We start from the raw sequence: 19,731 nt of genomic DNA, 5'->3' as shown, positions 1-19,731 counted from the left end.
ACTGAAGGGCACCCTGGTGCCCTTTATTTTTATCGGGAGGCAAAAATGAAAACGGCTTTGGTAACCGGCGGCAGCCGGGGAATTGGGCGAGCCACCGCGCTGCTGCTGGCGCAGCACGGCTATCAGGTTGCGGTTAACTATCGTCAGCGTGAGGAAGCGGCGGCGGAAGTAGTGTCGCTTATTCAGCAACAAGGCGGAAAAGCGTTCAGCGTGCAGGCCGATATTTCTGATGAACAACAGGTAGTAGCGATGTTTCGCAGCCTTGATCAACAGGGCGCCGTGCTAAGCGCGTTGGTCAATAATGCCGGGATCCTGCTTCAGCAGACCAGCGTGGCGCAGCTAAACGCCGAACGCATCAATCGCGTTTTCGCTACCAATGTCACCGGAACCTTTCTCTGCTGTCGCGAAGCGGTAAAGCGCATGAGTTTTCAGTACGGTGGGCAGGGCGGTGCAATCGTAAACGTCTCTTCCGCCGCAGCCCGTAGCGGTGCGCCACACGAATATGTCGATTATGCCGCCTCGAAAGGGGCTGTAGATACGCTAACCAGAGGGCTGGCGCTGGAAGTGGCGGCGCAGGGCATCCGGGTTAACGCGGTACGGCCGGGATTAATCTATACCGATATGCACGCCGACGGCGGCGAGGCGGATCGCGTCAACCGTATTGCGCCGACTCTTCCCATGCAGCGCGGCGGCGAGCCGGATGAAATTGCCAACGCCATTCTCTGGCTGCTTAGCGAAGCGGCTTCTTATGTTACCGGCACTTTTATCGATGCCGCTGGCGGACGATAACGGGATAAAGGCTGCCGAATAACGGCACCCGCGCCATTTTGTGGCTGCTTAGCGAAGCGGCTTCTTATGTCACCAGCACTTTTATTGCTGCCGCAGCCGGGCGTTACAGGGTGAAGGTCGCCGAATAACGGCCTGTTTTTCCTGGTTAAACAGCTGTTACAGCCGTTCACAGTTTATTTAAGCTTACAGTTGTACTCTGAAATCACTCTCGTCTAAGCTGAACGTGCGCAACTTTCGGACGGGCGGCTGAAAACGAGCCTGGATGCGATCCCCTTTGGCCGCCCCTCCGCTTCAGATTGGAAGAGGACAATGCATGACCAATAAAAAAGTGTTAACGGAGGGCTACTCCGTTGCAGAGGAGATAGCTAATAGCATCAGCCACGGCATCGGCTTTATCTTTGGTATTGTAGGGCTGGTGCTGCTGCTGTCGCAGGCGCTCGACAGCCAGGCCAACGCCGTCGCCATCACCAGTTACAGCCTCTATGGCGGCAGCATGATCCTGCTGTTTCTGGCCTCGACGCTTTATCACGCCATCCCTCATCCGCGCGCCAAAAGCTGGCTGAAAAAGCTGGACCATTGCGCTATTTACCTGCTGATTGCCGGCACCTATACGCCTTTTCTGCTGGTGGGACTTAAGTCGCCGCTGGCGCATGGCCTGATGGTGGTGATCTGGAGCCTGGCGCTGGTGGGCGTGCTGTTTAAACTGTTTTTTGTGCACCGCTTCGAGGCCTTATCGGTCATAACCTATCTGCTGATGGGCTGGCTGTCGCTGGTTGTGATTTATCAGCTGGCGATGAAACTGTCGGCGGGCGGCGTCTGGCTGCTGGCGGCGGGCGGCATTATCTATTCGCTGGGGGTGATTTTTTACGTCTCAAAGCGCATTCCCTATAACCACGCCATCTGGCACGGCTTTGTGCTTGGCGGCAGCATCTGCCATTTTCTGGCGATTTACTTTTATATTTCATAAAAAAAGGGGCCGTCCGGCCCCTTATTATTACGAAATCTCGTAGGGCAGCGGCTGGATAGCCAGACTGCCGCCTTCGTCGCCCTGTACCCGCAGCGCCGTTTCCGGCTCCAGATCGTTATTCAGCACCGCCTGCACCCAGACATCGCCATTATCCAGCTGACAGGCGGCCAGAATGGTGCCGGTGCGGCGCCAGTTGTCGCCCAGCTTCATTTCCAGCGCATCCGCAGCGGCCGGAACGCGGGCGGCCTTGCCGGCCAGCCAGTAAAGCGCACGCTTGTTGGCGCCGCGGAATTTAGCGCGCGCCACCATCTCCTGGCCCGTATAGCAGCCTTTTTTAAAGCTGATAGCGTCCAGCGCCTGCAGGTTTGTCGCCTGAGGAATAAACTGCGCGCTGTTCGCCGCGTCGATAACGGGCAGGCCAGCTTCGATATTCAGCGCCAGCCACTGCGAGCTGTCGGTTAGCTGTGCCTGACCGTCCAGAGCCGCGCGCAGCGCTAGTGCTCTGTCGCGATTCAGGATTAGCAGAAAGCGTTCCGCCGGTGCGGAAAACCACAGCAGCGTCGCATCATCCTGCTGCACGACTGGGTTTTCAGCGTCCGGCAGCGTGTCAAACAGCCCGGCCAGCGCGGTGCGCGCCTGAAAACCGGCTACACCCAGCAGCACCGCTTCGTCATCCGCTTCGATAGCGACTTTGGCGAAAACGGCATACTTTTTCAGCTCGCTGATTTGCGTATCGCGCAGGCTGCGGCGTTCCAGATAGGCAAAGCCTTCGCCACGGTGAAACAGACGCAGATTGCTCCACATTTTCCCTTTTGCATCACAGTGGGCGGCGGGAAGATGCGCATTGGCATCCAGCGCAGCGACGTCCAGCGTCAGCTGACCCTGCAAATAGCTGACGCGGTCCGCGCCGGTCACGTTGACCAGCGCCCACTCTTCCAGCGAGATCAGCGTAAGCGGCAGACGGGCAGAGGCCGCAGGTTGACGAGGCGGGAAAGATAAAGTCGGCATAGCGGATTCCTGAAGTCAAATAAGCCTGCATTCATGTTAAAAGAGCCGCCCGGCTTTGCAACCAGTTTTCTGAAGGCGACGCACAAAAGGCGCGCTTGCGCGGCAACAAATGCTTTTATCGTGCGGCGCATTACGCAAAGCCAAATTGCGCCATCAACATCGGCTTAAAAAAGCGCTACACTAGCGGCCATCTTTCACCGACTGACGATGGAAAGCATGGATATTGAAAATAGAGCGCGCGTGCAGTGGGCCTGCCGGCGCGGTATGCGGGAACTGGATATCTCCATCATGCCGTTCTTTGAATATGAATATGACACGCTGAGCGATGGCGATAAAAAGATCTTTATTCGCCTGCTGGAAAGCGACGATCCCGATCTGTTCAACTGGATGATGAATCATGGCGAACCTGCCGATCCGGAACTGAAACGCATGGTTCACCTGATCCAGCAGCGAAACCAGCAGCGTGGCCCTGTGGCGTTCTGATCTGCGGGTCTCCTGGCAGGCGCAGTGGATGTCGCTCTCGCTGCACGGCGTGGTAGTGATAGCGCTGCTGCTGGCGCCGTGGCCGGCCAGCTTAACGGTAGTGTGGATGCTGCTGCTGACGCTGGTGGTGCTGGAGTGCGTGCGTAGCCAGCGACGCATTCGCAGCCGGGAAGGCGATATCGCGCTGCTGGCGGAGCATCAGCTGCAATGGCGGCAGAAGCACTGGCGCATCTGCGGTCGGCCGTGGATGACGCGGCGGGCGATCCTGCTGGCGCTGCGCTCCGCTAAAGGCGAGCGCGAGAAGCTCTGGCTGCTGCGCGACAGCATGAACGAAAGCGAGTGGCGGCAGCTCCGTCAGCAGCTGCTCGCTATTCACTAAACGGCAGGCTTACAGCGTGGCGGCCATTTCCGTCAGGATTTGTTCGCACCACTGCGCGATACGCTCGTCCGTCAGCTCAAACTGGTTAACGTCGTCCAGCGCCAGGCCGACAAACTGCTGGCCGTCGGCGGTTAGCGGTTTGCGGCTGATAAACTCGTAGCCTTCGGTAGGCCAGTAGCCGACAAAAACGACGCCCAGCGGCTGCAGCACCTCATGCAGCATGCCAAGCGCGTCCAGAAACCACTCGCTGTACTCGGCCTGATCGCCCATACCGTACAGCGCCACGGTTTTGCCGCGCAGGTTTAGCGTAGCGAGGTCGGTCCAAACCGCCTCCCAGTCCTCCTGGATTTCGCCGAAATCCCAGGTGGGAATGCCCAGGATCAGCATGTCGTACTGCTCCATCAGCTGCGGCGAGTCCTCTTTCAGATTGTGCAGCGTAACAAGATCCTCGCCGATAAAATCGCGGATTTTCTCCGCCGCCATCTCGGTGTAACAGGTGCTGGAACCGTAAAAAAGCCCGATATTCATACGCGGTTTACTCAATTCTCCTGGTTCAATGGCGCGAATTATATCAGAATTGAGCTTTGACGGCGTGCCGTCGGGTAAGTGGAAAAGGAGTCAACGTGCAGGACAGCGATCTGACAGAGCAGTTTCTTGATGCCTTATGGATTGAGCGAAATCTTGCGCAAAACACGGTGGCTTCCTATCGGCTTGATCTGATGTCGCTGGTGAACTGGCTGGCGCATCACCAGCTGGATCTGCTGCATGTAGACAGCGCCGGGCTACAGAACTTTCTGGCCGAGCGCGTGGAAGGCGGCTATAAGGCCAGCAGTTCCGCTCGCCTGCTCAGCGCCATGCGGCGCCTGTTCCAGTATCTTTACCGGGAAAAGCTGCGTGAAGACGATCCCAGCGCGCTGCTGGCCTCGCCTAAACTGCCGCAGCGGCTGCCGAAAGATCTCAGCGAAGCGCAGATAGAGCGGCTGCTGCAGGCGCCCTCTACGGATATCCCGATAGAGCTGCGCGACAAAGCCATGCTGGAGCTGCTTTATGCCACCGGGCTGCGCGTCACGGAGCTGGTCAGCCTGACGCTCAACAACGTCAGCCTGCGCCAGGGCGTGGTGCGCGTGGTGGGCAAAGGCGATAAAGAGCGGCTGGTACCGCTGGGTGAAGAGGCGCTGCACTGGCTGGAGCATTACATTGAATATGGTCGTCCGTGGCTGCTGAACGGACAGACGCTGGACGTGCTTTTCCCCAGCAACCGCGCGCAGCAAATGACCCGACAAACGTTCTGGCACCGCATCAAGCATTATGCGACGCTGGCGGGCATCGACAGTGAAAAGCTCTCCCCCCACGTGCTGCGACACGCTTTCGCCACGCATCTGTTGAACCACGGCGCCGATCTGCGGGTCGTACAGATGCTGTTAGGGCATAGCGACCTGTCCACCACGCAAATTTATACCCATGTCGCCACCGAGCGGCTACGGCAGTTACATCAACAGCATCATCCCCGCGCCTGACGCGGTGATCAAACGGCCAAACTATAAGGCCATGAGGATAATCAATGAAAAAGCGTTACTTTCTCCTTTCTCTGCTGGTAGCAGCTGGCCTGGCGCATGCCGACGATGCGGCCATCAAGCAATCCCTGGCGAAGCTGGGACTGCAGCAGATGGAGATCCAGCCGTCGCCTTTGCCAGGGATGAAAACCGTGCTGACCGAAAGCGGCGTGCTTTACGTCAGCGAAGACGGCAAGCAGTTTATTCAGGGGCCGCTGTACGACATCAGCGGCGCGCAGCCGATCAACGTCACCAACAAACTGTTGGAGAAAAAAGTCGACGCGCTGAGCAGCGAAATGATCGTGTATAAAGCGCCGAAAGAGCAGCATGTCATCACCGTCTTTACCGACATCACCTGCGGCTACTGCCATAAGCTGCATTCGCAGATGGCGGACTACAACGCGCTGGGGATCACCGTGCGCTATCTGGCCTTCCCACGCGAAGGCATGAACGGACAGGTCGCCAAAGAGATGAAATCAATCTGGTGCGTGGCCGATCGCAAAAAAGCGTTCGACGCGGCGATGAAAGGCGAAACCCCTGCGGCGGCCGACTGCAAAATCGACCTGGCTAAGCATTACCAGCTGGGCATTCTCTACGGTATTCAGGGCACGCCAGCCATCCTGCTGCAAAACGGTATGATGATCCCTGGCTATCAGGGGCCGCAGGAGATGAAAAAGCTGCTGGATAGCCAGAAGACAGGCGGCTAAGCCCAGTGAGAGGAAAAACCGAATTACGCCGCCGCGTGGCGGCGCAGGCGTGCGAGCTGCCGGAGGATCTCCATCCTCTGCTGCGTCGCCTCTATGCGCATCGGGGCGTTAAGCAGGCCGTGGAGCTGGAGCGCGGTGCCAAAAATCTTCACGCGTTTCACTCGCTCAGCGGCATTGAGCGGGCGGCAGAGATCCTGCAAAAGGCCATTGCCGATAACCTGTGCATTATGATCGTTGGCGATTTCGACGCCGACGGCGCCACCAGCACTGCGCTGACCGTGCTGGCTTTACGCAGCATGGGCGGCCGCAATATCAAATATCTGGTGCCAAACCGGTTTGACGATGGCTACGGCCTGAGTCCGGAAGTGGTGGAGCAGGCGGCGGCGCGCGGTGCGCAGCTGATTATGACCGTGGATAACGGCATTTCTTCCCATGCTGGCGTCGCGCTGGCGCACGAAAAAGGCATCGCCGTAGTGATCACCGATCACCACCTCCCCGGCGATACGCTGCCGGATGCGGAAGCGATTGTTAATCCTAACCTGGCGGACAGCGAGTTTCCTTCACGCACGCTGGCGGGCGTGGGCGTCGCGTTTTATCTGATGCTGGCGCTGCGCGCGCGGCTGCGCGACAGCGGCGTCGCCACGCTGCCAAACCTGGCCGAGCTGCTGGATCTGGTGGCGCTGGGCACGGTGGCGGACGTGGTGCCGCTGGACGCCAACAACCGCATCCTGGTCTGGCAAGGGCTGAGCCGTATTCGCGCCGGCAAATGCCGCGTCGGCATCCGGGCGCTGCTGGAAATCGCCAATCGCGACGCGCGCCAGCTTGCCGCCAGCGACCTGGGTTTTGCGCTGGGGCCGCGTCTCAACGCTGCCGGACGGCTGGACGATATGTCGGTCGGCGTCGCGCTGTTGCTTAGCGAAGACATCGCCCAGGCGCGCATGCTGGCCAGCGAGCTGGATGCGCTGAACCAGACGCGCAAAGAGATAGAGCAGGGGATGCAGACGGAAGCGCTGGCGTTGTGCGATGCGCTGGAGCGCAGCAGCGAAGCGCTGCCGCTTGGTATCGCCATGTACCATCCGGAATGGCACCAGGGCGTGGTCGGCATCCTGGCTTCGCGGCTGAAAGAGCGCTTTCACCGTCCGGTTATCGCCTTTGCGCCCGCCGGTGACGGCACGCTGAAAGGGTCGGGACGCTCCATCAGCGGGCTGCATATGCGTGACGCGCTTGAGCGGCTGGATACGCTCTATCCCGGCCTGATTATCAAGTTTGGCGGCCACGCGATGGCGGCGGGCCTGTCGCTGGAGGCGGAAAAGTTCGATGAATTCCGCCAGCGCTTTGGCGAGCTAATCGGCGAATGGCTCAGCGAAGAGTCTTTGCAGGGCGTGGTCTGGTCAGACGGCCAGCTGATGGCGCAGGAGCTGACGTTGCCCACCGCAGAGCTGCTGCGTGAAGCCGGGCCATGGGGGCAGGCGTTTCCCGAACCGCAGTTTGACGGCAAATTTAAGCTGATCCAGCAGCGGCTGGTGGGCGAGCGTCATCTGAAGGTCATGCTGGAGCCGCTGGGCGGCGGGCCGCTGCTGGACGGTATCGCTTTCAATATTGATACCGCGCTCTGGCCCGATCCCAGCGTGAAGCAGGTAGAGCTGGCCTACAAGCTGGATATCAACGAGTTTCGCGGCAACCGCAGCGTGCAGCTGATTATCGAGCATCTCTGGCCGCTGTAAGCGGCATTGAAAGGAAGGTATACGCTGCTAAGCCGTTCAGGGATGAATATGCGAGTTTATATCGATACCGAACTGGATAAAAAATTACGTAAGCACAATGTTAGCGATCGGTGTCTCTTCTCTCTGGCGGAAGAGATTGCCAGCGGTTTAAACGATGGCGAACTGCTCGCTAATTTGCTCTATAAAAAACGTATTCCTGTTGGAGGACGTGGTCGTCGCGACGGGCTCCGAGGGATCGTAGCCTATATGCAAGGTTCAACTCTTTTCTACCTTGACCTATATGCTAAGAATGAAGTGCCAAAGGGACAAAAAGAGATTCCTGATAGCTTATTAATGGCGTACAAAATAGCAGCAAGTGATATAATGAGATGGACCGACACGCAGATTGTTTCGGCTGTGAAAGCAGGAGAATATCGAGAGGTTAAATGCAATGTCTGATGAACGTTTGTTAAGAATGCAGCGCAAAGCTGCCAGGCTTGGCCAACTGGGCTTAATGAGTGATTTTTCCGTTAAAGAAATCGACAAGCTTGTCATCCATCAGCAGGCCGGGCAGGAAAAAAAACAGCCTGGGCACCCTCAGAAAACAGGCGGAGCGTTTACAGGGACAGGACTGCGAGCCATGAGGCAGAGGGTTAATCTCAGCCAGACTAATTTTGCCCGTAGTATTGGTATGTCTGTTAATGCGGTTCGCAAAATTGAAGCAGGCAGGAAAGCGCTGACGTCGATGGATGTCAAAAGCATAAAAAAAATGCTCGATTGAGTCGGGCATCTTCTTGAAAAAGAAAATTATTTATAGAAAATTATACTCATAAAGGCCGCTTGTAGCCTTTTATCACTGCGAAAAATAGCTCTTTCTTCAGCGCTACAAACTCCCCGCAAATTCGTTTAAACTGCGTAGTTACATTGCAGACTTTTGAAGATCTAAATCATGTTTGAAATTAATCCGGTAAAGAACCGAATTCAGGATCTCACTGAGCGCAGCAGCGTTCTCAGGGGGTATCTTTGACTACGATGCCAAGAAAGAGCGCTTAGAAGAAGTTAACGCCGAGCTGGAACAGCCGGACGTCTGGAACGAGCCTGAACGCGCGCAGGCGCTGGGCAAAGAGCGTTCCGCGCTGGAAGCGGTAGTAGAAACGCTGGATCAGCTGAGCCAGGGGCTGGAAGATGTTGCCGGCCTGCTGGAGCTGGCGGTAGAAGCGGACGACGAAGAAACCTTCAACGAAGCGGTTGCCGAGCTGGACGGGCTGGATAAAAAGCTCGCCGATCTGGAGTTCCGCCGCATGTTCTCCGGCGAATACGACGGCGCGGACTGCTATATCGATATTCAGGCCGGCTCCGGCGGTACGGAAGCGCAGGACTGGGCCAGTATGCTGGTGCGTATGTACCTGCGCTGGGCCGAAGCGAAAGGCTTTAAAACGGAAGTGATCGAAGAGTCCGAAGGCGAAGTAGCCGGTACTAAATCCGCCACGCTGCGCATCAGCGGCGATTACGCTTTCGGCTGGCTGCGTACCGAAACCGGCGTGCATCGTCTGGTGCGTAAAAGCCCGTTCGACTCCGGCGGTCGTCGTCATACCTCTTTCAGCTCCGCGTTTGTCTACCCGGAAGTGGATGACGATATCGATATCGAGATCAACCCGGCCGACCTGCGTATTGACGTTTACCGCGCTTCCGGCGCCGGTGGTCAGCACGTTAACCGTACGGAATCGGCGGTGCGTATCACCCATATTCCAACCGGTACGGTGACCCAGTGCCAGAACGACCGTTCTCAGCATAAGAACAAAGACCAGGCGATGAAGCAGATGAAGGCGAAGCTGTACGAGCTGGAAATGCAGAAGAAAAACGCTGAGAAACAGTCGCTGGAAGATAACAAATCCGATATCGGCTGGGGCAGCCAGATCCGCTCCTACGTGCTGGACGATTCACGCATCAAGGATCTGCGCACCGGCGTGGAAACCCGTAATACTCAGGCGGTGCTGGACGGCGATCTGGACCGATTTATTGAAGCAAGTTTGAAAGCAGGGCTATAAGGAACTGACATGTCAGAACAACAACCGCAGGGCGCCGACGCCGCACTTGAGCTGAATAATGAACTGAAAGCGCGTCGCGAAAAGCTGAGCGCGCTGCGTGAGAACGGCGTGGCATTTCCCAACGATTTCCGTCGCGACAGCCTTTCCGACAAGCTGCACGCAGAATATGACGCGAAAGAGAATGAAGAGCTGGAAGCGCTGGGCGTAGAAGTCAGCGTGGCGGGACGAATGATGACGCGCCGTATTATGGGCAAGGCATCCTTTGTTACGCTGCAGGACGTAGGTGGCCGCATCCAGCTGTATGTTTCTCGCGACGATCTGGCGGAAGGCATTTACAACGAACAGTTTAAAAAGTGGGATCTCGGCGATATCGTCGGCGCTCGCGGCAAGCTGTTTAAAACCAAAACCGGCGAGCTCTCTATCCACTGTAGCGAACTGCGTCTGCTGACCAAAGCGCTGCGCCCGCTGCCGGATAAGTTCCACGGCCTGGCCGATCAGGAAACCCGCTATCGCCAGCGCTATCTGGATCTGATCTCCAACGACGACTCGCGCAAAACCTTTAAAATTCGTTCGCAGATCATGGCGGGCATCCGTAGCTTTATGGTCGGCCGCGACTTTATGGAAGTGGAAACGCCAATGATGCAGGTGATCCCCGGCGGCGCGTCTGCCCGTCCGTTTATCACCCATCATAACGCGCTGGATATTGACATGTATCTGCGCATCGCGCCCGAGCTTTACCTGAAGCGTCTGGTGGTCGGCGGCTTCGATCGCGTCTTCGAGATCAACCGTAACTTCCGTAACGAAGGGATCTCGCCGCGCCATAACCCAGAGTTCACCATGATGGAACTCTATATGGCCTATGCGGACTACAAGGATCTGATCGAACTGACCGAAAGCCTGTTCCGTACGCTGGCGCAGGACGTGCTGGGCACCACGGTAGTGCCTTACGGCGATCAGGAGTTCGACTTCGGCAAGCCGTTCGACAAACTGACGATGAAAGAAGCCATTCAGAAATACCGTCCGGAAACCGATCTGGCCGACCTGGATGATTTTGACAAAGCCTGCGCTATCGCGCAGTCGCTGGGCATCAAGGTTGAGAAGAGCTGGGGTCTGGGCCGCGTGGTAACGGAAATCTTCGAAGAGACGGCGGAAAGCCATCTGATCCAGCCGACCTTTATCACTGAATATCCGGCAGAAGTGTCGCCGCTGGCTCGCCGCAACGACGTTAACCCGGAAATCACCGACCGCTTCGAGTTCTTTATCGGCGGCCGTGAAATCGGTAACGGCTTCTCCGAGCTGAACGACGCGCAGGATCAGGCTGAACGCTTCCTGCAGCAGGTTAACGCCAAGGATGCGGGCGACGACGAAGCGATGTTCTACGACGAAGACTACGTAACGGCGCTGGAGCACGGCCTGCCGCCAACCGCAGGCCTGGGCATTGGTATCGACCGTATGGTGATGCTGTTTACCAACAGCCACACCATTCGCGACGTGATCCTGTTCCCGGCGCTGCGTCCGTCAGGAAAATAAGCAACGGCTGTGAGATTAAGGGGCGACTTGTCGCCCCTTTTTTATGGCTGATTTCAGGCGAGAGCTGGCGATGGCCTGAACGGTTCCGGGAAGTCCCCATCAAAATGACGGATTTTGCTCTTCGCTGGGCTAAAGCCTGCGCTGGAATAAAGTACGTAATGTTTGCCTGCGCAAAACCGGTTTGTTACCGGAACCAGCAGCGCGTCCGGTGCCGCTCTTTGACCACCATCGCCCTTCATGTCGAAATAGCGATAAGCTCCTGCTGCCAGCGGAGTAAGCCGCCATGCCGTTACGATTTTATCGCCTCGTCGAGCCAATCCTTAAAGCGCGCGTAGGGCACGTACAGCGATACGTTTTTATACAGCGTTTTACCGGTTTTAATATCGTTAATGCGGTTGGAATAGCCGACGATAACGCCTGCCACAGAGTCATCGGACGCGTTATAGACTGCGCCGCCGGACATGCCCTGCACCACGCCCGCGTCGGAAGCCACCACAACGCAGCTCAGCTTGTTCCAGTCGTTCTTCAGGCCGGTATTCACCAGATTGGTGCCGGTTGAGGCCACCGGCATGGCAGAGATAAAGCTGTAGCCATACAGATTGATTTTGTCGCCCATAAAGCCGTTACGGAAGCGCGGCGCGGGAACGTTGCCGTTTTTATGGTAAACCACCGCCAGGTCGCATTCAGGATGGCGCGACTTAACGCGATAAAGCGAATATTTCGCCACGTGCGCCGCCGTCAGGCTGTAATCGGCGGTCAGCGGAATAGTGGTGCCCAGCGTGCCCACGCCCAGAATGGTCGGAATGCCGGTAACGGTCATATCCACACGCTTCTCTGCTTCGCTGCTGTACTCATATTTTCCTACTGAGCACCCGGTGATACTCAGCGTCAGCAGGCAAATAGCCAGTCGCATCTTTGCTCCTCGGTAATGAATCGATCAAGCACAGCTCAATAAACGCCCGTTGCATCCATCATCGAGGTATCGGCCAACACTCGGAAAACTTTACCTATTTAACCTCACTCCGCGTCAAATGATTATCAGATAATTGATAATTTTCCGTAATGAGTACCGTCTCAATGCGCGCAAAACACGACCATTATTTACTAAAGTAGCGGCGTATTTTCCTCAAGTATAGACAAACCGCGAGGCCCAAAAACGCGCCGGAAAGGCTAAAATCGGTGGATCTGACGGTCAGTCGGCGGTGATTATTGCCTTTCAGGCAAGAGATTGTTGCCTGAGAAGGGGTATAAGTCCCTGATGAGCTGTGCTTTAATCTCTGATGTGATGCAGATCAAAATTCACATTATGTAATACTTTCCCCGCCCTTTTTTTGCCTGTCGACCGCTGTCGGCGGAAAGATAATTTTTTCTGGAGAAGATGAGATGCCCGTTTCTTTACTGGCGCTGGCGCTGAGCGCCTTTGCTATAGGCACCACGGAATTCGTTATTATGGGCCTGCTGCCGGAAGTGGCAGGCGATCTCGGCGTAACGATCCCTTCGGCGGGCTGGTTAATCAGCGGCTATGCGCTGGGCGTGGCGATCGGCGCACCGATTATGGCGCTGCTCACGGCTAAGCTGCCGCGTAAAAAGACGCTGATTTTACTGATGTCGATCTTTATTGTCGGCAACGTGCTTTGCGCGCTGGCTTACAGCTACAACCTGTTGATGATGGCACGGGTGATCACCGCGCTTTGTCACGGCGCATTTTTCGGCATTGGCGCCGTGGTAGCCGCCAGCCTGGTCGCGCCCGACAAACAGGCGTCCGCCGTGGCGCTGATGTTTACCGGCTTAACGCTGGCTAACGTGCTGGGCGTGCCGTTGGGTACCTGGTTCGGCCAGCTGTTTGGCTGGCGCGCCACCTTCTGGGGCGTGGCGGTGATTGGCGTGCTGGCCTTTATTGCGCTGATCGTCAGCCTGCCCACCAACCGCAACGAAAAGCCGGTACATCTGGCCAGCGAGGTCAGCGCGCTGGCTAACGGCAAGCTGTGGCTGTCGCTGCTGATGACGGTGTTTTTCGCCGCCGCCATGTTCGCGCTGTTCAGCTATATTGCGCCACTGCTGCTCCAGGTTACCGGCATCAGCAACAAAGGCGTCAGCTGGACGCTGTTTTTAATCGGCGGCGGCCTGACCGTCGGCAATATCCTGGGCGGCAGGCTGGCCGACTGGAAAGTCTCTTTTAGCCTGATCCTCAGCTTCTCGCTGATCGCGCTGTTTTCGCTCGCCTTTAGCTGGACCAGCCATGCGCTGTGGCTGGCGGAAATCACCCTGTTTTTATGGGCGATGGCAACGTTCTCTACCGTGCCGGGACTGCAAATCAACGTGGTTCGCCACGGCAAAGAGGCGCCGAACCTTGTGTCTACGCTGAATATCTCTGCGTTTAACGTCGGCAACGCGTTTGGCGCATGGGCGGGCGGTGCAGTGATTGACGGCGGTTACGGGCTGACTTCCGTGCCGGTTGCGGCGGCCGTACTGGCCGTTATGGGCCTGCTGATTTGCCTGCTGACCTTCCGCCGCACGCGCGGCCAGCAGCAGGCGGCGCGCGCTTAAGCCAGTAATGCCGCGAGGCGCTGGTTGAACAGGCTGCTATGCTCGCGCAGATGCAGACTGAACGCGTCAACCAGCGCCGAGCCGGGACGGTGCTGCGGCCGGATCAGGCTGACGGTAAAAGGCACCGCAATGCTGAAGCGGCGGATTGCCACGCCGCTGCCCGCATAATCCAGCGCCGTGAGCGGATTGACTATCGAAACGCCCACGCCCGCTCTTACCATCGCACAAACCGAGGCCGCGCTGTGCGTCTCCATCACCATTCTGCGCTGAACGCCCTGCTCGCTGAATAGCTGATCCAGTAACTGACGATAGCTGTCCGTTTGCGACAGGCTGATAAAGTTTCTTCCGGCGAAATCCTGTGGCGTCAGGCAGCTTTTTCCCGCCAGCGCGTCGTCCTGCGGCAGCACGCAAACCTCATTACCGGTAAAGATTACGCTGCGTTCCGTGCCAGCCGGCGTCTGGCCGGTTTCCGTTAAGCCTAAATCGTAACGCTGCGCCGACAGCCACTCTTCCAGCAGCGGCGACTCCTGCGGAATGATATTCAAACTGACGTCGGGATAACGCTGCAAAAAGGGCTGGCAGAGCAGGGGAAGCAGCGACTGGGAAAACACGGGCAGACAGGCCACAGACAGCTCGCCCTGGCGAAACTGACGCAGGCTTTCGGCCGCGTTGATAATCCTGTCCAGACCGTACCAGGACCGCTGCACTTCCTCAAACAGCTTCAGTCCCTGAACGGTAGGGTGCAGACGGCCCCGGATGCGATCGAACAGCTTCAGGCCGGTCAGCTTTTCCAGCCTGGCCAGCTCGCGGCTGACCGTGGGCTGCGAGGTATGCAGCATGGCCGCCGCTTCGGTCAGATTGCCGGTGGTAACAACCGCATGAAAAATTTCGATATGCCGCAGCGTGATGCCAGCCATAAATATCCTCGCAAAAAGACTAATTCATATCATGAATGAATAGACTTCGCTAAAACAGATATTTTTCATCCCGCTGTCGCTATGGCGTAATAACGCTATTACTGACAGGAGAAAGCCCGATGCCACGCCCGCTGAACACCACTGAAACCGCTCTGAACCGTGACAATTTGCTCCAGCTGGCGCGCCAGTATGGCGGCCCCGTCTGGGCTTATGATGCCGATGTCATTGCCGACCGTATCGCGCAGCTGCAACAGTTTGACGTAGTGCGTTTTGCGCAAAAAGCCTGCTCTAACGTTCATATCCTTAAGCTGATGCGCGCAGCGGGCGTTCGCGTTGATTCGGTTTCGCTGGGAGAAGTGGAGCGCGCGCTGGCGGCAGGCTTTCAGCCCGGCGGGGAAGAGATCGTCTTTACGGCCGATCTGCTGGATGCGCCTACGCTTGCCCGTCTGGCAGAGCTTGCGATCCCGGTGAATGCCGGTTCGGTTGATATGCTGCATCAGCTGGGCGAAGTGTCGCCGGGCCATAAGGTTTGGCTGCGCGTTAATCCGGGGTTTGGTCACGGCCACAGCCAGAAAACCAATACCGGCGGTGAAAACAGCAAGCACGGGATCTGGCACGGCGATCTTGAGCTGGCGCTGGCCGCTATCCGGCAGCATCGTCTGCAGCTGGTCGGCATCCATATGCATATTGGGTCGGGCGTGGATTATGGTCATCTGGAGCAGGTTTGCGACGCAATGGTCAGGCTGGTTATCGACTTCGGACAGGATGTGGAGGCGATCTCAGCCGGCGGCGGGCTTTCCATTCCCTACCGTTTTGGCGAAGAAGCGATCGATACCGCTCACTACTTTGGGCTGTGGGATGCGGCGCGCCAGCGAGTGGCGCAGCATTTAGGCCATGCGGTGAAGCTGGAAATTGAACCGGGACGCTTTCTGGTGGCGGAATCTGGCGTGCTGGTGTCTGAAGTGCGCGCCGTTAAACAGATGGGCAGCCGCCACTTCGTGCTGGTGGACGCCGGTTTTAACGATCTGATGCGCCCGGCGATGTATGGCAGCTATCATCATATCTCCGCCATTGCCGGAGACGGACGCGATCTGCAAGAGAGCCGGACGATTGACACCGTGGTGGCGGGGCCGCTGTGCGAATCCGGCGACGTTTTCACCCAGCAGGAAGGCGGCAAAGTCGAAACCCGCGCGCTGCCGCACGTCAGGCCGGGCGACTATCTGATATTTCATGATACCGGCGCTTACGGCGCGTCGATGTCCTCTAACTACAACAGCCGCCCGCTGCTGCCGGAAGTGCTGTTTGAAAACGGCCAGCCGCGCCAGATCCGCCGCGCGCAGACCGTTCAGGAGCTGCTGGCGCTGGAGGCGTAAGCATCAGTCCGGCGAGCCGACCGAATGGCGGCGCACCAGCGTCGGACTGAACAGATTGGTCACCTCCGGCAGCGGCTGGTTATTAGCCAGCGCTAACGCCAGCTCCGCTGCCTGCTGCGCCATGGTGACGATAGGGTAGCGCACCGTGGTCAGCCTCGGGCGGACATAGCGCGATACCAGTACATCATCAAAACCAATCAGCGACATCTCTTCCGGCACCCGCACGCCGTTATCGCTGAGTACCGCCAGCGCGCCCGCCGCCATTGAATCGTTATAGCAGGCTACGGCGCTAAAGGCTTTGCCGCGCCCCAGCAGCTCCGTCATCGCCTGTTCGCCGCCGATCTCATCCGGTTCGCCAAACGCGACCAGGCGATCGCTGCCCGGCAGATTGTGCTCCTTCAGCGCGTCGTAATAGCCCTGCAGCCGCTCGTCCGCATCGGAAATAGGGTGGTTTGAGCAGATAAAAGCGATGTTCTGATGGCCCTGTTGGATTAGATGGCGCGTTGCCAGCCACGAGCCGTAGCGATCGTCCAGCGCAATGCAGCGCTTTTCAAAACCCGGCAGCGCACGGTTAATCAATACCATGCCGGGGATCTGCTTCATCAGAGGGATCAGGTCGGCGTCCGGGATTTTTTTGGTATGCACCACCAGCGCGCCGCAGCGATGCCGGATCAGCTGTTCAATCGCCTGGCGCTCTTTTTGCTCATTGTGATAACCGTTGCCAATCAGCAAAAAGTTGCCGGTGCCGTAGGCGACCTGCTCGACCGCCTTGACCAGCGCGCCGAAAAAGGGATCGGAAACGTCGCCGACGACCAGCCCCATGGTTTCCGTTGACTGCTGCGCCAGCGCGCGCGCGTTAGCGTTGGGATGATACTGCAACTCTTCCATTGCGCTGTTAACGGCCTGGCGAGAAGCGTCGCTGGCTTTAGGCGAATTATTAATTACGCGAGAGACCGTAGCGACGGACACACCCGCCAGCCTGGCGACATCCTTAATGGTAGCCATAGTGACAAAGCCTTCCAGGGTAAACGTTTACATGGCTCCAGTGTTGCGGAAATTGCCAGCTACTTCAAGCAGGCAGAATGCTGCGAATGTCGCAAAGCCGATGAAAAAGGCGAGGTATTATCGGCGGATCCTTTTACCGGGCCGTCTTTCCCTTAACGCTTTGCCGCTTCCCGCGCACAAGTACGCCAGCCCAGGCATTTGCAAAGAGCAGCTTCAGTAATGTGCTTTTAGCGCATCAGGCACCGGGTCAGCGGGCTTTTACCACCACATATCGGCCGCACAGAAGTTTGCTGAAACGCACCGGAAAAATGGTAGCCTGTAGGCTGACACGAACACCAGCCGGACTGCCTGCCATGACTCTAAAAAAAGTGCCGCATCTCGCCCACTGGGGCGCCTTTACCGCCGTTGTCGAAAACGGCAAACTGCAGCGCTGCGAACCCTTTTTCGCCGATCGCGATCCGTCGCCAATGCTTAACACTATTCCCGAGCTGGTCTATTCCGACCGGCGCATTCGTCAGCCGATGGTGCGCCGCTCCTGGCTTAAATCGCGCGAGAAAAGCGACCGTACGCTGCGGGGACGGGAAGATTTTGTGGCGGTGGACTGGGAAACAGCGCTGGATTTAGTGGCGGAAGAAAACCGTCGGGTGCGCGATCGCTACGGCGCCGCCGGTATTTTTAACGGTTCTTACGGCTGGTCTTCGGCGGGGCGCGTTAACCATGCCCGCACGCTGATCCGTCGCTTCTACTTTACCGGCGGCGGCGGCGTCGATCAGCTGGGCAACTACAGCTGGGGTGCCGCGCAGTTTTTCCTGCCCTATATCATCGGCACCTATATGCCGTTGACCGGTCGCGTTACCGACTGGCCGAGCGTGGTAGAACATTGCGAAATTTTTGTCGCCTTTGGCGGACTGGCGCTGAAAAATGGCCAGGTTGCCTCCGGCGGCGCAGGGCAGCACAGCCTGAAACCGGCGCTGCTTGAACTGACGGCCAAAGGCACGCCGGTGATCAACATCAGCCCGATGCGGGATGACTGCCCGGAATTTGTTAACGCCGAATGGATCCCGATCCGACCTAATACCGACGTGGCGCTGATGCTGGCGCTGGGGTACGAAGTGGAGCGGCTGGGCGCGGCGGATCGCACTTTTCTGGCTTCGCACTGCGTTGGCTATCCGCAGCTGCGTGGCTATCTGCTGGGCGACAGCGACGGGGTGGCAAAAACCCCGCGCTGGGCCAGCGAGATCACCGGTATTCCGGCCGCGCGCATTGAACTGTTGGCCAGACAGCTGATCGGCAAACGCAGTTTTATGACCAGTTCTTATTCCGTGCAGCGTGCCCATCGCGGCGAACAGCCTTACTGGATGATGATCGCGCTCTCGTCGATGCTGGGCCAGCCGGGCCTGCCGGGCGCCGGGTTCTCTTTTGGACATGGTTCCATGAACAGCGTGGGCAACCCGCGCATTGACGGGCCGGCACCGATGATGTCAACCGGCGTCAATCCCATTGCCGACCAGGCGATCCCGGTAGCGCGCATCAGCGATATGCTGCTGCATCCGGGCGAGCCATACGCTTTCCAGGGCCAAACCCATACTTATCCCGATATTCAGCTGATCCACTGGGCGGGCGGCAATCCGTTTCATCATCATCAGCAGCTTAACCGGCTGGTCGAGGGCTGGCAGAAGCCGGAAACGGTTATCGTGCAGGATATCGTCTGGACGCCTGCGGCGCAGATGGCGGATATCGTGCTGCCGGTGACCACCTCGCTGGAGCGCAACGATATCGGCGGCTCGTCCCGCGACCGCTTTGTGCTGGCTATGCATCAGGCGATCGAACCGCAGCATCAGGCGCGTAACGACTTTGATATTTTTGCCGATCTGGCGGAGCGCCTGGGCTATCGCGACGCTTTTACCGAAAACCGGAACGAAGCGCAGTGGATTGAGCACCTTTACCAGCAGTGCGGGGTGGCGCACCAGCGTCGGGGCGTCGACTGGCCGGATTTCCAGACTTTCTGGGAACGGGGCTACGTGGAGGTGCCAGAAGGCGACAAGCCGTTTATTTTTATGGAGGATTTTCGCCGGGATCCGCAGCAAAACCCGATCCAGACCGCCAGCGGCAAAATTGAGCTGTTCAGCGAAACCATTGCGGGCTTTGGCCTGGTGGATTTTGCGCCGCATCCGGAATGGCAGCCGCCGCAGGAGTGGCTGGGAGCGGAAATCCGCCAGCGCTTCCCGCTGCATATGATCTCCATGCAGCCTGGCGATCGACTGCACAGCCAGATGGATGCGACGCCGACGGTGCAGGCTAACAAAACGGCCGGAAGGGAAACGCTGTGGATGCATCCGGAAGATGCCGAAACGCGCGGGATTGCCGATGGCGACACCATTGAGGTCAGCAACGATCGCGGGCGGATGCTGGCTGGCGTCAGGCTTACGGACGGCGTCAGCCGCAGCGTGGTGCTGATCGCCACCGGCGCCTGGTTCGACCCGGGTTTTGGCAAAGCCTGGCTGCCGTATGACCAGGCGGGCAATCCCAACGTGCTGACGCTGGATATCGGCACCTCTTCGCTGACGCAGGGGCCAAACGCCATGAGCTGCCTGGTAGAAATCTGCAAGGCGACGGAAGTCTGATGCCAGCAACAAAACGGGCACCACTCTGATAGTGCCAATAATTGTTGATAATGGAGTGAAAAAGATTAAAAATTAGCCTGCTGACAGACCGGGCAATA

General features: G+C 57.8%; 19 protein-coding genes. 14 read left to right on the top strand and 5 right to left on the bottom strand.

All coding sequences use genetic code 11. The annotated features are described in order from the left end of the window. Nucleotides 1-45: 45 nt before the first annotated feature. Entirely contained in the window at nucleotides 46-789 is a 744-nt protein-coding gene (locus tag ACMGEE_RS08640; RefSeq protein ID WP_436829901.1) for an SDR family oxidoreductase, read from the top strand. 313 nt (nucleotides 790-1,102) lie between these two features. Next, entirely contained in the window at nucleotides 1,103-1,756 is a 654-nt protein-coding gene (gene trhA / locus ACMGEE_RS08635; RefSeq protein ID WP_253458664.1) for a PAQR family membrane homeostasis protein TrhA, read from the top strand. 27 nt (nucleotides 1,757-1,783) lie between these two features. Here trhA and ygfZ read toward each other — a convergent pair whose 3' ends face one another. After that, a complete protein-coding gene (ygfZ, locus tag ACMGEE_RS08630) occupies nucleotides 1,784-2,764 on the bottom strand; it encodes a tRNA-modifying protein YgfZ (RefSeq protein ID WP_253458667.1) in 981 nt (326 codons plus the stop codon). A 216-nt stretch (nucleotides 2,765-2,980) separates the two neighbouring features. Here ygfZ and sdhE point away from each other — a divergent pair, with 216 nt between their 5' ends. Both sdhE and ACMGEE_RS08620 read left to right on the top strand, forming a co-directional pair. Next, nucleotides 2,981-3,247, top strand: coding sequence for an FAD assembly factor SdhE (gene sdhE / locus ACMGEE_RS08625; protein WP_125287352.1), 267 nt, complete (start codon nucleotides 2,981-2,983; stop codon nucleotides 3,245-3,247). Further along, nucleotides 3,228-3,626: a protein YgfX gene (locus ACMGEE_RS08620; RefSeq protein WP_436829900.1), complete on the top strand. Its 399-nt coding sequence runs from the start codon at nucleotides 3,228-3,230 to the stop codon at nucleotides 3,624-3,626. Before sdhE ends, ACMGEE_RS08620 begins: the two co-directional genes overlap by 20 nt. 9 nt (nucleotides 3,627-3,635) lie before the next feature. Here ACMGEE_RS08620 and fldB read toward each other — a convergent pair whose 3' ends face one another. Next, a complete protein-coding gene (gene fldB / locus ACMGEE_RS08615; RefSeq protein WP_253461228.1) occupies nucleotides 3,636-4,154 on the bottom strand; it encodes a flavodoxin FldB in 519 nt (172 codons plus the stop codon). A 95-nt stretch (nucleotides 4,155-4,249) separates the two neighbouring features. Here fldB and xerD point away from each other — a divergent pair, with 95 nt between their 5' ends. The 7 genes from xerD to lysS all read left to right on the top strand — a co-directional run bounded on the left by xerD (nucleotide 4,250) and on the right by lysS (nucleotide 11,167). Next, on the top strand, nucleotides 4,250-5,143 hold the full coding sequence (xerD, locus tag ACMGEE_RS08610; RefSeq protein ID WP_253458672.1) for a site-specific tyrosine recombinase XerD: 894 nt from the start codon (nucleotides 4,250-4,252) through the stop codon (nucleotides 5,141-5,143). Nucleotides 5,144-5,187: 44 nt separating this feature from the next. Then, nucleotides 5,188-5,886, top strand: a complete 699-nt coding sequence (gene dsbC, locus ACMGEE_RS08605) for a bifunctional protein-disulfide isomerase/oxidoreductase DsbC (protein WP_253458674.1) — start codon at nucleotides 5,188-5,190, stop codon at nucleotides 5,884-5,886. A gap of 5 nt (nucleotides 5,887-5,891) precedes the next feature. Next, nucleotides 5,892-7,610: a single-stranded-DNA-specific exonuclease RecJ gene (gene recJ, locus ACMGEE_RS08600; RefSeq protein ID WP_301730076.1), complete on the top strand. Its 1,719-nt coding sequence runs from the start codon at nucleotides 5,892-5,894 to the stop codon at nucleotides 7,608-7,610. Between the two features lie 48 nt (nucleotides 7,611-7,658). Further along, a complete protein-coding gene (locus ACMGEE_RS08595; RefSeq protein ID WP_436829899.1) occupies nucleotides 7,659-8,048 on the top strand; it encodes a type II toxin-antitoxin system RelE/ParE family toxin in 390 nt (129 codons plus the stop codon). Next, nucleotides 8,041-8,370: a helix-turn-helix domain-containing protein gene (locus tag ACMGEE_RS08590; protein ID WP_436829898.1), complete on the top strand. Its 330-nt coding sequence runs from the start codon at nucleotides 8,041-8,043 to the stop codon at nucleotides 8,368-8,370. Before ACMGEE_RS08595 ends, ACMGEE_RS08590 begins: the two co-directional genes overlap by 8 nt. Before the next feature lie 168 nt (nucleotides 8,371-8,538). Continuing rightward, nucleotides 8,539-9,637 (top strand): peptide chain release factor 2 gene (gene prfB / locus ACMGEE_RS08585; protein WP_125287358.1). Its coding sequence is split into 2 segments (ribosomal slippage): nucleotides 8,539-8,613 and nucleotides 8,615-9,637, totalling 1,098 coding nucleotides; the frame shifts between segments, so codons are not numbered across the junction. Between the two features lie 9 nt (nucleotides 9,638-9,646). Continuing rightward, nucleotides 9,647-11,167 carry a lysine--tRNA ligase gene (lysS, locus tag ACMGEE_RS08580; RefSeq protein WP_253458682.1) on the top strand — a complete coding sequence of 507 codons (1,521 nt, stop codon included), beginning with the start codon at nucleotides 9,647-9,649 and terminating at the stop codon, nucleotides 11,165-11,167. Nucleotides 11,168-11,456: 289 nt separating this feature from the next. Here lysS and ACMGEE_RS08575 read toward each other — a convergent pair whose 3' ends face one another. After that, the gene (locus ACMGEE_RS08575; RefSeq protein WP_253458685.1) at nucleotides 11,457-12,080 is read right to left on the bottom strand and encodes a serine protease; all 624 of its coding nucleotides are present in this window, start codon (nucleotides 12,078-12,080) and stop codon (nucleotides 11,457-11,459) included. Between the two features lie 470 nt (nucleotides 12,081-12,550). Between ACMGEE_RS08575 and ACMGEE_RS08570 the strand changes: the two genes are divergently transcribed. Further along, nucleotides 12,551-13,714 (top strand): MFS transporter, encoded by a 1,164-nt coding sequence (locus ACMGEE_RS08570; protein WP_436829897.1) that lies wholly within the window; start codon nucleotides 12,551-12,553, stop codon nucleotides 13,712-13,714. Here ACMGEE_RS08570 and ACMGEE_RS08565 read toward each other — a convergent pair. Next, the gene (locus tag ACMGEE_RS08565; RefSeq protein WP_436829896.1) at nucleotides 13,711-14,631 is read right to left on the bottom strand and encodes a LysR family transcriptional regulator; all 921 of its coding nucleotides are present in this window, start codon (nucleotides 14,629-14,631) and stop codon (nucleotides 13,711-13,713) included. The genes ACMGEE_RS08570 and ACMGEE_RS08565 overlap by 4 nt on opposite strands. A 119-nt stretch (nucleotides 14,632-14,750) precedes the next feature. Here ACMGEE_RS08565 and lysA point away from each other — a divergent pair, with 119 nt between their 5' ends. Then, nucleotides 14,751-16,004, top strand: a complete 1,254-nt coding sequence (lysA, locus tag ACMGEE_RS08560; protein ID WP_436829895.1) for a diaminopimelate decarboxylase — start codon at nucleotides 14,751-14,753, stop codon at nucleotides 16,002-16,004. A gap of 3 nt (nucleotides 16,005-16,007) precedes the next feature. On the opposite strand, the gene galR is transcribed toward lysA, so the two are convergent. Next, nucleotides 16,008-17,009: an HTH-type transcriptional regulator GalR gene (gene galR / locus ACMGEE_RS08555; protein ID WP_125287364.1), complete on the bottom strand. Its 1,002-nt coding sequence runs from the start codon at nucleotides 17,007-17,009 to the stop codon at nucleotides 16,008-16,010. 353 nt (nucleotides 17,010-17,362) lie between these two features. On the opposite strand from galR, the gene ACMGEE_RS08550 reads away from it, so the two are divergent. Next, nucleotides 17,363-19,633: a molybdopterin guanine dinucleotide-containing S/N-oxide reductase gene (locus ACMGEE_RS08550; RefSeq protein ID WP_369895953.1), complete on the top strand. Its 2,271-nt coding sequence runs from the start codon at nucleotides 17,363-17,365 to the stop codon at nucleotides 19,631-19,633. Nucleotides 19,634-19,731: the final 98 nt, after the last annotated feature.

The sequence above is a fragment of the Erwinia artemisiae genome (assembly GCF_051400835.1).
In the GTDB taxonomy this organism is placed as follows: domain Bacteria; phylum Pseudomonadota; class Gammaproteobacteria; order Enterobacterales; family Enterobacteriaceae; genus Erwinia; species Erwinia aeris.
The sequence above is the reverse complement of the archived record's forward strand: the minus strand, read 5'-3'. Positions and strand labels throughout refer to the sequence as shown.

Coding starts and splice junctions, on each gene's coding strand:
- dsbC (WP_253458674.1), top strand. CDS start 5,188: ATGAAAAAGCGTTACTTTCTCCTTTCTCTGCTGGTAGCAGCTGGCCTG.
- ACMGEE_RS08550 (WP_369895953.1), top strand. CDS start 17,363: ATGACTCTAAAAAAAGTGCCGCATCTCGCCCACTGGGGCGCCTTTACC.
- galR (WP_125287364.1), bottom strand. CDS start 17,009: ATGGCTACCATTAAGGATGTCGCCAGGCTGGCGGGTGTGTCCGTCGCT.
- ygfZ (WP_253458667.1), bottom strand. CDS start 2,764: ATGCCGACTTTATCTTTCCCGCCTCGTCAACCTGCGGCCTCTGCCCGT.
- ACMGEE_RS08640 (WP_436829901.1), top strand. CDS start 46: ATGAAAACGGCTTTGGTAACCGGCGGCAGCCGGGGAATTGGGCGAGCC.
- lysS (WP_253458682.1), top strand. CDS start 9,647: ATGTCAGAACAACAACCGCAGGGCGCCGACGCCGCACTTGAGCTGAAT.
- ACMGEE_RS08595 (WP_436829899.1), top strand. CDS start 7,659: ATGCGAGTTTATATCGATACCGAACTGGATAAAAAATTACGTAAGCAC.
- lysA (WP_436829895.1), top strand. CDS start 14,751: ATGCCACGCCCGCTGAACACCACTGAAACCGCTCTGAACCGTGACAAT.
- fldB (WP_253461228.1), bottom strand. CDS start 4,154: ATGAATATCGGGCTTTTTTACGGTTCCAGCACCTGTTACACCGAGATG.
- ACMGEE_RS08590 (WP_436829898.1), top strand. CDS start 8,041: ATGTCTGATGAACGTTTGTTAAGAATGCAGCGCAAAGCTGCCAGGCTT.
- sdhE (WP_125287352.1), top strand. CDS start 2,981: ATGGATATTGAAAATAGAGCGCGCGTGCAGTGGGCCTGCCGGCGCGGT.
- ACMGEE_RS08565 (WP_436829896.1), bottom strand. CDS start 14,631: ATGGCTGGCATCACGCTGCGGCATATCGAAATTTTTCATGCGGTTGTT.
- ACMGEE_RS08575 (WP_253458685.1), bottom strand. CDS start 12,080: ATGCGACTGGCTATTTGCCTGCTGACGCTGAGTATCACCGGGTGCTCA.
- trhA (WP_253458664.1), top strand. CDS start 1,103: ATGACCAATAAAAAAGTGTTAACGGAGGGCTACTCCGTTGCAGAGGAG.
- ACMGEE_RS08570 (WP_436829897.1), top strand. CDS start 12,551: ATGCCCGTTTCTTTACTGGCGCTGGCGCTGAGCGCCTTTGCTATAGGC.